The sequence below is a fragment of the Mesorhizobium sp. M7A.F.Ca.MR.362.00.0.0 genome, from assembly GCF_004023175.1.
Lineage (GTDB): Bacteria > Pseudomonadota > Alphaproteobacteria > Rhizobiales > Rhizobiaceae > Mesorhizobium.
The window spans coordinates 2,524-12,808 of sequence record NZ_RZTF01000059.1 but is presented as its reverse complement, the minus strand read 5'-3'; the positions used below and the strand labels follow the sequence as shown (position 1 = coordinate 12,808).

Sequence of the window (10,285 nt, the reverse complement as noted above, 5' to 3'; positions counted from 1 at the left end):
ATTCCTGGCTGGGCGAGGCCAGCATCTGGCGTGTATCAGCCTCCTCCACGGTACGTCCGTGGCGCAGAACCATGATACGATCCGCCATTTGCGCCACCACCGCCAGGTCATGCGTCACGTAGATTGCAGCGGTGCTGAATTCCTCCACGATGTTGCGAATGGAAGCTAGAACTTCAACCTGCGTGGTCACGTCGAGCGCCGTTGTTGGCTCGTCGAATATTATGAGGTCCGGACGACAAGCCATTGCCATCGCTGTCATTGCCCGTTGCAACTGCCCGCCGGAGACCTGATGAGGATAACGAAAGCCTATGGTCTCCGGTTCTGGGAGTTGAAGGCGTCGATAAAGATCGACGGCGCTCCGGTTCGCCTCTTCCCGGCCGGCAAGTCCATGCGCCACCGCGGTTTCGACGGTTTGTTCCAAGAGCCGATGTGCCGGATTGAAAGAGGCAGCCGCGCTTTGCGCGACATAGGCAATGCGGGAGCCCCTGAGGCGACGGCGCCCTTTTTCACTGACTGCCAGAAGATCAATCCCGTCGAACAGGACCGAGCCTTGCGTGATCCGGCAGCCCGGCTTGGCATAACCCATTGCGGCAAGGCCAATGGTAGACTTGCCGGCGCCTGACTCTCCGATCAGCCCAAGAACCTGGCCCCGCTTCAGCGTCAGATCGACCCCGTGGACAATGGGATGCCACCGCTCATCCGAGAACCCCTCCACATGCAGATTGCGGATTTGAAGCAGATCCTTTCCTTTTTCGCGTGGGCCTGGGCCGCTACTTTTCATCCCGCAACCCGCTTGTTGCTTGCAGGAACCAGTCCACCACGAAATTCACGGACACGGTAAGGAGAGCAATCGCGCCGGCCGGAAGTAGCGGGGTGACATCGCCATAGGTGATCAGGGTCGCGTTCTCGCGCACCATTGATCCCCAATCGGCCGTCGGCGGCTGAATACCGACGCCGAGAAACGACAGCGCCGCGACTGTCAGGAACACGAAGCAGAATCGCAAGCCGAACTCGGCGACCAGTGGCGGCATGACATTGGGAAGGATTTCCTTGGCGATGATCCATTTCGGTCCCTCGCCGCGTAATCGTGCCACCTCGACATATTCCATCACCGCCACGTTAAGCCCGACGGCGCGAGAAAGCCGAAAGACCCGGGTGGAATCCAGAAGCGCAATGATGACAATCAGGCTCGTGATCGACGAGCCGAAGATCGTCAGCAGCACCAGCGCGAAGATCAGACTCGGGATTGACATCAGCACGTCCACTGCACGCGACAAGATCTGGTCGAGCCACCCCCTGTACAATGCGGCAAGAAGGCCGAGCGAGACGCCGACCGCGAAGGACAGCAACGTGGTGGCGACCGCGATAGCGATGGTGTTGCGCGCACCGTAGATCAAGCGGGTGAGCATGTCGCGGCCGAGCTGATCGGTTCCCAATTTGAACTCCTGGCTCCACGGCGCGAAGGCTTCGCTAAAAACCTGCGTCTCGCCATATGGGGCTATCCAGTGCGCGAAGACCGCAACAAAGACGTAGCCGAGGATCACGACGATGCCGAACCATGCGCTGAACGGTGCCTTCTTCAGCGCAGTTTTCGCCCGGGTGGCACGCGAGCGCCTCAGCCTTTGAACCGCCGCGACAGATTCGGATCTGGTCATCGCGGGTGCAAGAGCCTGGGATTGGTGGCGATGGAAATAATGTCGGCTAGCAGGTTGAGAAGGATGTAAGTCGCGGCGAAAATCAGGGCGCAGGCCTGGACAACCGGAACATCCCTGGATTTCACCGCGTCAACCATCAGCTGGCCGATGCCGGGGTAGACGAAAACGACCTCGACCACGACCACTCCGACGATGAGATACGCCAGGTTGAACGCCACCACAGTGACGATCGGAGCCCAGGCATTGGGCAGGGCATGCCTCAGCACGATCACCATCGGGGACATTCCCTTGAGGCGCGCCATATCGATGTAGGGGCTTGCCAGCATGTTGATGATGGCCGCTCGGGTCATGCGCATCATGTGGGCCACGATTACGAGCGTAAGGGTGATTGCCGGCAGGGCGACTTTCCAGAGATGCTCCCAAAATGGCGTCTGATCGTTCACATTCGACAATGTCGGAAATTTGGGAACCGCATTGAGCGCCCAGTTCAGCAAGACAGTGAGCCAATGAGGCAGCGTTTGAGCGAAATCGGATCCGATGAACGTGTCGCGCGAGATCACCAGGTAGGCGAGCATATAGGCGACGAAAAATTCCGGGAATGAAATGGTTGTCAGTGTCGCGACATTCACCAGCCGGTCGAACCAGCCGTTGCGGTACAGCGCAGCCAGAATGCCAAGCCCCAAGGCCAGAGGAACAGCTATCAGCGCAGTCACCGCTGCAAGGAACATCGTGTTGTAGAGGCGTGGTGCGATGATCTCGGCCACGGTACGCCGATATCCGGTGCGGCTCGCAAACGAAGAGCCGAAATCGCCATGGAGCATCTGGGCGACCCAAACGAAGTAGCGCTCGACAGGCGGGCGATCGATGCCGATTTCCCGCTGGAACGCGGCGACCGTTTCGGGCGTCGCCGATTGCCCGAGCGTGGCCTTGGCGAAGTCGCCTGGAAGCATCGCGATCGCAGAGAAGATAATGATGGACACGATGAACAAAGTGACCAGGCCGAGGCCAAGGCGCTGCAGGACCGTTCTTGCGACGGGGTTCATGTGCGTGGCGTTTCCCTTTGGGCGGCAGCCCTGCACTCGGAGCCAGCTGACCGGAGCCTCAAAACCATCGCGGCTCCGGCCCGCCATCTCATGCCGTGGCGATCCACCAGCGTTCGGCCATTTTCAGTCCATCGTTCTCCCAGTTGGGCGCCACATCACCGTGTGCGAGCTTTTTGGATTGGGCGCTGACGAAATTGTTGAAGACCAGCACGATGCTGCCGCCGTCATCGTGGGTTAACTGCTGCATCTCGGCATACATCGCCGCTCGCTTGGCCTCGTCCGTCTCGGCGCGCGCCTGGACAAGCAGTTCGTTGAAATGGGGATTTTTCCAGAAGGACTCATTCCAACTGGAGTCGGCGGCGAAGGCTTGCGTGAACATCCAGTCGGCCGTCGCCCGACCGCTCCAATAGGAAGCGCACCAAGGCTTCTTCAGCCAGACATTGTCCCAATAAGCGTCCTCGGCCTCACGCACGACATTGACGTCGATGCCGCATTGGGCTGCCGTTTCGCGAATGAGCGAAGCCGCGTCCACGGCGCCGGCAAAAGCGGCATCGGCGACCGAGAGATCCACCTTCAGGTTCTCCATTCCGGCCTTTTTCAGGTAATGCTTGGCTTTTTCCGGATCGAAGCTGTGTTGCGGTTGCGGATCCTTGGCGAATTTGATGGCCGGCGCGATCGGGTTGTCGTTGGCCACAGTGGCGTGGCCAAGAAAGATCTTGTCGACGATTTCTTGGCGATTGATCGCCCATTTCAATGCCATTCGCACGTCTGGATTATCAAATGGCGCCATCGTGACATTCATCGGCAAGGTATAGTGCCCATAACCAGTGACTTCGACGATCTCCACCCTGGGATTGCGTTTCAACATGCCGAGGGTCTTCAGGTCGGCGCGGCCGATATAGTCCACCTCCCCCGTCGACAGCGCCGCCATGCGAGCGGCAAGATCCGTGATGGCGATGAACTCCACCTCATCGAGATAGGGCTTGCCGTTCTTGAAGTAGTTTGGATTGCGCTTGAGCTTGGCCGAAACGCCGGGCTGGAAATTCTCGACGACGAAAGCACCGGTGCGAACGCCTGAAGCCCAATCCGCCTTGCCGTCCTTGGCCGGCATGATGACCAGATGGTAGTCACTCATAATGTAAGGGAAATCGGCGTTGCCGCTCTTGAGCGTGAAAACCACCGTTTCCGGGCCATCCGCCTTGATGTCGGCGACGGAGTCCAACAGCGATTTCGCCGCCGATTTGGTGTCCTTGCCCATGTGATATTGCAAGGAGGTCACGACGTCATCCGCCGTCACGGTCTTGCCGTTGTGAAAGGTTGCGCCTTTGCGCAGCTTGAAGGCCCAGGTTTTGGCTCCATCCGAAGTTTCAAAGCTCTCGGCGAGGTCCGGTTGGACATTGCCTTTGGCGTCGACCTCAGTGAGGCTGTTGGACAGCGAGCCCGAAAATGCGGTTTGTGTGAACGTGTCGGGGTAGCCGGCCGGATCGATGGAATCCGTCGTCGCGCCATGAGCCATGCCGAGCTTGGCGAAGCCGCCCTGCATTGGTTCGGCCCGCGCCGTGCTCACGAACAGCCGGTCGGCGGCGGCAACCGTCAGGCCCGCGGCCAGCCCAAGATGAATGAAGTCGCGGCGGGAAACCTTGCCGCCTCCGATCAGGCTTTGCGCGATACCAAGCTTGTATTCAGATTCTGACATTTGACTCTCCCATTGCGGAATTCCCCGCGTTATTTCTCGTCAAGCACCGGCGAACAAATCTGCTTATCGGCTCCCGCCACCTTTCTTCGAATTTTTCCAATCCCAATCGGCTTGCGCCAATCAGGCCGTCACGTAGATGCCGCCGGCTTCGACGGTGACTGGAAATGTGCGCGCGCGAACGGACGGATCGACCAAGGCCGCGCCTGACTTGATGTCGAACTCCCAGCCGTGCCAGGCGCATCGAACGATCTCGTTTTCGCGATGATAGATGAATTGCGCCTGTTCAACGGGCGCGGTTGTGCCGCATTGCGGCCCCTCGCAAAGCGGAGCGCCGCGGTGCGGGCAGACATTCAGCAGCGCGTGGAATGAATCTCCGATGCGGAAAATCCCGACCGAAAGGCTGCGGATCTTGGCGATGAACGGAGACCCTGTTTCGATCTCGTCGACGCGGCAGATATATGTCTTCTCGGGCATCGTATGCTTCCTCAGGCGGCATTCGCGGCTTGCGCGCGGGGGATGCGTTTGTAGACTTCCAGCGCGTTCAGTCCCATGATCTTGCTCTTCCAGGCAGGAGGGATTTGCAGCGTGTTGGCATCGTCGTAATCCCAGTGCGGATAGTCCGATGCAAACATCAGCGTGTTTTCTCCGTCCATCGCTTCGAGCGTGGACCAGAGATGTTGGATGTTTGCAGGCTGCTCCAGCGGCTGCGTGGAAAAGCGGATGTTACGCCGGCAATATTCAGACGGCAGCATCTTCAGCCATGGCGTCTCCTTGCGCAGCGCTTTGTAATCAGCGTCCAGGCGCCAAAGAACCGACGGAACCCAGGCGACGCCGCATTCGATGATCACGAAGTAGAGGTCCGGCCATTTCTCGAAGACGCCATGGGCGATCATGCTTGCCACGTGCGACATCGCCGACATGTGCAGAATGGCATGCGTTTCCCAGAAGAATGTCGTCGGGGCGGGAGCAATGGCAGTTGAATTCACGCCGCCATGCCCGCCCAGATGAATGGCGAATGGCAACCCCACTTCCGCGCAGGCTTCGTAGATCGGGTGGTAAAACGGGTCGCCATACGGCTTGACGGACCCCTGGGAGGCGAGAACCTGGACCATCCGCGGATGACTGCCAAGACGGCGAATCTCGGCGGCAGCGAGCTTCGGATCCTGTGGCGCGATGATGATCGAGCCCATGAAACGATCGTCTTTCGGCAACCACTGATCGATCTGATAATCGTTGTAGGCGCTGACCAGAGCGCTGGCGTAGTAAGGATTAGCCAGGGTCGACGCCTCGATAGGCTCATCGCCGGTCAGGATCGCCACGTCGACCTTGTACTTGTCGAGGTGCTTCTCTTTCATGATGAGATAGTTGTCGGCTTCCGTTTTCGGACGGATGTCCTTGCGGGAGAAGTCCTGCGGGTGGAACCAGGGCCGATGACCATGCGGAAAGGCGCCAACGGGACCTGTTTTCTCGCCCTCGATGAACATGTCTTTCCACAAGCCGGAGAGATAGGGCTCCAACACGGTGGCGCTTGACCAGTAATTATGACAGTCGCAGTCGACTATGAACACTTCTTCCGCTCCGTATCCGTATCTCGTCCCGGCGGCGCTGCCGGCCGTTGATCTGCTGCAGCTTCCGCCTTGAGTATTGTTTGATCAAGCTTATGATACGTGGAATATGATCGAGTTTTTCGATTGGAGATTTCATGCAACTTGATCACATCGAGACCTTTCTCGACATCATCGAATCGAGAAACTTCAATCGCACCGCGGATCGGCTAGGATTGACCCAGTCGACGATCAGCACCCGCATCAAGAATCTCGAGAGCGCAATCGGGTCCGAACTGTTCCAGCGCGGACGCGCCGGGGCGGAGCCGACCGCCGCAGGGCGGCGGTTCGAAGCTTATGCAAGATCCTTGCTGTCTACATGGTCGCAGGCTCGCCACGATGTCCGGGCGTTCAATCGTTTCGAAGGCACCTTGCGCGTCGCCGCGCAGGTCGGGATGACCCGCTCGGTTTTGCCGGGTTGGGTGGAGACGCTGTGTCAGGCCCTTCCCAAATCGTCGATCCATGTCGAGTCGGATTATTCAAACCAGATGGTCAGCGACCTGAGCATGGGAAATCTCGATATCGCAGTGCTTTACGCCCCGCGATACCTACCCGAAATCTCCTATGAGCATTTGATGGTTGAGGAATATGTGATGGTTTCCACGGTGGCCAGAACCCTCTCCGAGGTCGACCCCGAAACCTACATTCGTCCGGGCTATACGGTCCTGCTGGAGAAGGCCCATGCCGAATTGCTCGGCGAGTTGGCGATCTGTCGCCTTTCCATGGGATCGGAAACCTTGGCGGAGATGATGCTACGGCGCACGGGCGGCACCTGCTATATGAGAAGTGACGATGCGCGCAGGTTCGCCCTCGAACGCCCATCGTTCATCGTCGAAGGCGCTCCGACGCTGCATCAGCCGGTCCACACGGCCATCCTGGCGCGCCGCAAACACGAACCGATCATACGCAAGGGAATCCGCGCCCTTCACGTTGCCGTGATGTCACTGGATATGTAATCGAAATAATCGATCATAACTCGGGAGGGATGCTTCTGTTGCGGGAGGCCTGGAACTGGCATCTTGGGTTCGACTTCGAACCGAGATGAATGATGAACGCACACGTTTCCTTGGGGGCCCCCGACCTCCTGCCGATGAGGCATCATCGGCAATGGGCACAAACCACATCGCAGCTTGTACTCTGCCGTCGTGTAATCGAGGAAACGCCCGATGTGAAAACTTTCGTTTTCACATCCCCGACGGATCGGATGTTCTGCTTCAGCGCGGGCCAGTATGTACTCGTGCACCTCAAGATCGAGGGTGCCGCGGTGACGCGCTCCTACTCTGTTTCGTCACCACCGACGCGACCGCTCGACCTGCAGATCACGGTGAAGCGAACACCGGGCGGCTTGGTTTCGAATTGGCTCCACGACAATTTGGGGGCGGGCGACGAGATCGAGATCGAAGGGCCGCTCGGCTCATTCAATCTCGATGACCTACCCTATGAAAAGCCGCTCTTCCTTTCGGGCGGCAACGGGATAACGCCGGTGATGTCCATGCTGCGTGCGCTTACCGACCGCGCGGCCGACCAGGATATCTCATTCGTTCATAGTGCCAGAACGCCTGGTGATATAGTCTTTCGACGGGAATTGGACGCACTTGCCTCTCGCTTTCCCAACGTAAAAGTAACGTGCGTTTGTAGCCAGGAAGATCCCACCTGGAGGGGGCCGACTGGCAGAATAGACAGTCAGATGCTGCTGACCCTCGTTCCCGATCTCCACAACCGCACTATCTTTGCCTGTGGCCCTGAAGCGTACATGAAAGCCGCACGTGCCTGCCTGGATGCGATTGGCGTGGCTCCGTCACGGTACCACCAAGAGAGCTTCGGCGGCGGCAGCAGCCCCCAGTTGGAACCGGCCCCGACAATACCATCTTCGGTCCGTTTCGTCCGCTCCGGGATCGTGCATAACTGCTTGCCCGGAGAGACGCTGCTGGAGGCGGCGCGCCAATGTGGCGTCTACGTCCCAACCGCCTGCCAGCAGGGAGTTTGCGGCACATGCCGCATCGCCAAGCTGTCCGGCGAAGTCGCCATGGAGGATCTCGGCGGGCTGGCCCCTGAAGAGAAGTCGGCCGGCTATGTCCTGGCATGCTGCAGCCACCCTCAGGGCGCGGTTTCGCTCGATCTTTAACCCCGGGTGCTTGGTTCAGCATTGAAGCCGGCGCAGTAAGTGTTGAACTGCCGGTGAAGGCGTTGCGGGCGTATCGGACTGATGCGCATCGACCTCAGCCGATATTGCTCAGAAGTCGAGAGCAACCATCATGCCACGGACTTCGGCCATTTCCAGCAGCAGGTCCTGCAGTCTGTCGTCCAGCGCGGCACCGGTCAGCGCCAGAAGCTCGGCAATGCTCTCTCTCATCGATATGACGGCGGCGCCTGTCTTCTCGGCGAGCAGCCGTCCGATGGCAGCCCGGATCAGCTCGTCCTGATCAGACATGCTTCACCTCCCGACGCACTGCAACCTCCCCTTGCTTTCCATGCCTCACCACCGCTTTCGACAACAGGGCGTGATTTCCCATACGGTATGTTTTTTGATGCGATCCCGGGCGGCTTTGCTCACGCCAGCAGATCGTCTTTATCGACCTGCCAGTCGTTCAAAGCCGCCAATGAAGGCAGCGGCGAAAAATCGCCGGGTTGGACCGTTTCAACCGCTGCAAGCAGCTCCTGCGGCACTTCGTGCCGATAAAGCCCGGTGCATGCGCCCTCTTCGACCATTGCCGGCAACCCCGTGATCGCGTCGAAAATCGAAAATGTACCCGTTGGTTCTTCCAGGATCTCTAAACGCCTCACCCGAAACCTCCCTCTTGCGCAAAAGTAGCGACTAACGCCGCTATCCCCAAGTGGTTCCCCAGGCCGGCACATTTTTTCGCGCGTTGGTTGTAGCGCATGCCGGCAGGGCAGTCATGCCCCCAGGGTGCATAGCCAAAATCGCTACGCACCACTTTTAAATCTTGACGCGTGTCAATTTTTTATAAAACATGCGCAAATGCCGGATTGGCATCGGCCGGCGCTCTGGGAGGAGCAATGCCTGACATCGAAAAGTGCCCGACCTGGGCTGCAGTCCGCACATTCCAAAGCGGGCAGCAATCTGTTGGCGAACCATCGCGCCAGGCGCCGGGGTCGCTTGCGCGCCGTCTAACATTGCAGTCACCGGACAGCGACATTGATGCAGCCCATAAAACAATCAGGAGGAGGAAAAACCATGCGTATGTTCAATTGCCTGAAGCTTGGCACGAACCTGCTTGGCGCAGGCATGCTTGCAGCCATCGTCGCAGCGCCCGCCCATGCCGAGGATACGGCGAAAGTCGCGGCCATCGTCAAAGGCCTCGACAATCCGTTCTTCCAGACCATGCAGAAGGGCATCGAGGAACAGGCCAAGGCAAACGGCGTGAATGTCAGCGTCCAGGCCGCCGCCAATATGGGTGACGCCACCGGCCAGGCCGACCGCCTGACCGCCATGGCCATGCAGGATTTCGATTGCTACCTGGTCAACCCGATCAGCGTCTCCAATCTCGTCCAGGCGCTGGTGCCGGTCGCCCAGAAGAAGAAGCCGATCGTCAACATCGACTCGACCATAGACCCCGAACAGGCCAAGGCCGCCGGCTTTGTCGTCTCGACCTATATCGGCACCGACAATGTCGCCGCCGGCGCGCTGGCCGGCGAAGAGATGCTGAAGCTGGTGCCGAAGGGCTCCAAGGTCGCGCTGGTCGCCGGCATCGTCGGGGATGTCGGCTCCAACGCCCGCATCAAGGGCTTCAAGCAGGCGGTGGAAGGTAAACTCGACATCGTGGTGATGGTCAGCGCCGACTGGGATCGCGAAAAGGCGCTGACCGCCGCAACCGATATCCTCGCTGCCCATCCGGACCTCGCTGGCTTCTTCGCCGCCAACGACATCATGGCGCTCGGCGTCGAGCGCGCCGTGCGAACCTCGGGCAAGGACGTCAAGGTGATCGGCCTCGACGGCATCGTCGACGCGCTCAAGTCGATTGCGGCAGGCGAACTCACCGCCACCGTCGCCCAATATCCCTATGTCGTCGGCGCCATGGGCCTCGAGGCTTGTGCAGTGGCGGCCAAGGGCAAGGAACTGCCGGCCAACGTGCCGGCGCCGGTGCTGTTGATCAACAAGGACAATGCCGAAGCCTCGCTGAAGAACTTCCCGCGTCCCGGCGGCGACTACCCCGATCCCTTCCGCGAGATGCTGAAGTGAGCACACCTGCAGACAACGCGCCCGCCGCCCATTCGGCGGGTGCGGAGGAGAGCCGTCCCTCCCTGGCGGCTCTCCTCCTCGATCCC

General features: G+C 59.5%; 11 protein-coding genes. 3 read left to right on the top strand and 8 right to left on the bottom strand.

Annotation, left to right across the window (positions count from 1 at the left end; all coding sequences use genetic code 11):
• The 6 genes from EOC06_RS42240 to EOC06_RS10850 all read right to left on the bottom strand — a co-directional run.
• A partial coding sequence (locus tag EOC06_RS42240) for an ABC transporter ATP-binding protein (protein WP_245469484.1) occupies positions 1 to 781 on the bottom strand: 781 nt, incomplete at its 3' end.
• Entirely contained in the window at positions 771 to 1,544 is a 774-nt protein-coding gene (locus EOC06_RS10870; protein WP_306462343.1) for an ABC transporter permease, read from the bottom strand. The genes EOC06_RS42240 and EOC06_RS10870, both read right to left, overlap by 11 nt.
• Before the next feature lie 107 nt (positions 1,545 to 1,651).
• Positions 1,652 to 2,698 carry an ABC transporter permease gene (locus EOC06_RS10865; protein ID WP_128307730.1) on the bottom strand — a complete coding sequence of 349 codons (1,047 nt, stop codon included), beginning with the start codon at positions 2,696 to 2,698 and terminating at the stop codon, positions 1,652 to 1,654.
• A gap of 88 nt (positions 2,699 to 2,786) precedes the next feature.
• Entirely contained in the window at positions 2,787 to 4,394 is a 1,608-nt protein-coding gene (locus EOC06_RS10860; protein WP_128307721.1) for an ABC transporter substrate-binding protein, read from the bottom strand.
• 120 nt (positions 4,395 to 4,514) lie between these two features.
• The gene (locus EOC06_RS10855; protein ID WP_023809364.1) at positions 4,515 to 4,868 is read right to left on the bottom strand and encodes a Rieske (2Fe-2S) protein; all 354 of its coding nucleotides are present in this window, start codon (positions 4,866 to 4,868) and stop codon (positions 4,515 to 4,517) included.
• Positions 4,869 to 4,879: 11 nt separating this feature from the next.
• Positions 4,880 to 5,962 carry an amidohydrolase family protein gene (locus EOC06_RS10850; protein ID WP_023809365.1) on the bottom strand — a complete coding sequence of 361 codons (1,083 nt, stop codon included), beginning with the start codon at positions 5,960 to 5,962 and terminating at the stop codon, positions 4,880 to 4,882.
• A 134-nt stretch (positions 5,963 to 6,096) separates the two neighbouring features.
• Here EOC06_RS10850 and EOC06_RS10845 point away from each other — a divergent pair, with 134 nt between their 5' ends.
• A complete protein-coding gene (locus tag EOC06_RS10845) occupies positions 6,097 to 6,954 on the top strand; it encodes a LysR family transcriptional regulator (protein ID WP_023809366.1) in 858 nt (285 codons plus the stop codon).
• A 212-nt stretch (positions 6,955 to 7,166) separates the two neighbouring features.
• Complete coding sequence (locus EOC06_RS10840; protein ID WP_206631176.1) at positions 7,167 to 8,123, top strand: hybrid-cluster NAD(P)-dependent oxidoreductase; 957 nt, start codon at positions 7,167 to 7,169, stop codon at positions 8,121 to 8,123.
• 108 nt (positions 8,124 to 8,231) lie between these two features.
• Here the strand turns inward: EOC06_RS10840 and EOC06_RS10835 are convergent, their stop codons facing one another.
• Both EOC06_RS10835 and EOC06_RS10830 read right to left on the bottom strand, forming a co-directional pair.
• Positions 8,232 to 8,429: a hypothetical protein gene (locus EOC06_RS10835; RefSeq protein WP_128307720.1), complete on the bottom strand. Its 198-nt coding sequence runs from the start codon at positions 8,427 to 8,429 to the stop codon at positions 8,232 to 8,234.
• Between the two features lie 119 nt (positions 8,430 to 8,548).
• Positions 8,549 to 8,782, bottom strand: coding sequence for a hypothetical protein (locus tag EOC06_RS10830; RefSeq protein ID WP_127270217.1), 234 nt, complete (start codon positions 8,780 to 8,782; stop codon positions 8,549 to 8,551).
• 412 nt (positions 8,783 to 9,194) lie between these two features.
• Here EOC06_RS10830 and EOC06_RS10825 point away from each other — a divergent pair, with 412 nt between their 5' ends.
• Positions 9,195 to 10,199, top strand: a complete 1,005-nt coding sequence (locus tag EOC06_RS10825; protein WP_128307719.1) for a substrate-binding domain-containing protein — start codon at positions 9,195 to 9,197, stop codon at positions 10,197 to 10,199.
• The last annotated feature ends 86 nt before the right edge of the window (positions 10,200 to 10,285 follow it).